At 38.5% G+C, this 1,807-nt stretch carries 1 protein-coding gene; it reads right to left on the bottom strand.

Annotated features, from left to right (window positions below; translation table 11 throughout):
* Positions 1-29: 29 nt before the first annotated feature.
* Positions 30-1,313, bottom strand: coding sequence for a trigger factor (gene tig / locus HT699_RS09895; protein WP_172934324.1), 1,284 nt, complete (start codon positions 1,311-1,313; stop codon positions 30-32).
* Positions 1,314-1,807 lie beyond the last annotated feature (494 nt).

Here is a 1,807-nt window from a genome sequence, read left to right as displayed (position 1 = left end):
TTTGAATTTGATTTTCGAAAAGTATAAGATTATTTAACTGTTGCTGTGCTTGTAATCAATTCAACAGCTTTTTTGATTGTGATATCGTGTTTCAACATATCAGCTGAAAGCAAGCTTTGTACTTGTGCAACTTCCATGTTGTAGTCTGTAGCCAATTGCTCGATTTCTTTTTGGATTTCTTCTTCTGAAGCGTCAAATCCTTCAGCTTTGGCAACTGCTTCAATAACAAGGTTAGTCTTAGTACGTGACTCAGCTTCTGCCTCGTATTGTTTGTGAAGGTCTTCTTGAGTAGTTCCAGTGATTTGGAAGTACATATCAGGATTGATACCCTGACGTTGCAAGTTTCCAAGGAATTCATTTACTGAACGGTGAACTTCTTCGTGAATCATTTCTTCTGGAAGTTCTACGATTTCAGCGTTTTCTACAGCTTTATCAATTGCTGCACCTTCAACTGCATCTTTGTAAGCTTCTTCTTTAGCAGCAACCAATTCCTTGCGGTATTTTTCTTTCAATTCAGCAAGTGTTTCAACTTCTTCGTCGATGTCTTTTGCAAGTTCATCGTCAAGAGCTGGAACTTCTTTAGCTTTTACTTCGTGGATAGTTGTCACGAATTTAGCTTCTTTACCTGCAAGGTCTTCTGCTTGGTAGTCTTCTGGGAATGTTACGATAACATCAACAGTTTCGCCAGCTGAGTGGCCTACCAATTGGTCTTCGAAACCAGGGATGAATTGACCTGAACCAAGTCCAAGTGAGAAGTTTTCACCTTTTCCACCGTCAAATTCAACACCGTCGATAGAACCAACGAAGTCGATGACAACAGTGTCGCCGTTTTCAGCAGCAGCTTCTTTGATAACCAATTCAGCCAAGTTGTTGCGTTCGCGTTCGATACGCTCTTCAACATCAGCGTCAGTTACTTCTTTTTCTACATCTACTGATACTTCAAGGTTTTTGTAGTCACCCAATTTTACTTCAGGTTTTGTAACAACTTCAGCAGTGATAACCCAGTCTTGACCTTTTTCCATTGAAGTTACATCAATTTTTGGTTGTGCAACGACTTCAAGACCAGCTTCTTTTACAGCTACTTCATAAGCGTTTGGCAAAAGAGCGTTCATAACGTCTTGGTAAAGTGACTCTTCACCAAATTTTTTGTCGAAGATAGGGCGTGGAAGGTGACCTTTACGGAAACCTGGAACATTAAGAGATTTCTTCACTGAGTTGAAGACACGATCCAATTCTGGTTTGATTTGGTCTTGAGAGATAGTGAAAGTCAAGACACCACGGTTTGTTTCTTTGTTTTCAAATGATACAGACATTCTGTCATTTCTCCTTAAAATTTTTTAAATACAGTCTATTATAACATTTTCTATAAATAAAATCTAGACTAATGCAGACAATTATAGACAACAAGCCTTTTTGCTAACTAAATGAAAGTTCTATAATGAAGTTAGTCACCCAGCCCTCCTAAAAATTAGATGTTTTAACTAGCTGATAGCTAGCCCTCTATTTCATTTGATAAGATGCTTGATGCTGTTAGGCTGACAAGCCAAGGCTAAGATTAGCCTTGGTTTAGCTGACAAAACTGCTTCAAGGGTTCCTCTTGTCAAATGAAAGCAAAATAATTGCCCTCAATCTCACCATTTTTTTGGGACATAATCACTTTCGATTGACAGTTTGTTCTACACTTTCAAGGATGGAATAGACATCAAAAAGAACCCTGCTTTTCTGAAAAAGAGGTCTTCTTGCTAAGTTTATACTCAATGAAAATCAAAGAGCAAACTAGGAAGCTAGCCACAGGTTGCTCAAAGCA

The organism is Streptococcus sp. 1055 (genome assembly GCF_013276815.1).
In the GTDB taxonomy this organism is placed as follows: Bacteria; Bacillota; Bacilli; order Lactobacillales; family Streptococcaceae; genus Streptococcus; species Streptococcus pseudopneumoniae.
Note: the sequence above shows the minus strand (reverse complement) of the source record. Positions and strands in the feature narration are given on the sequence as shown.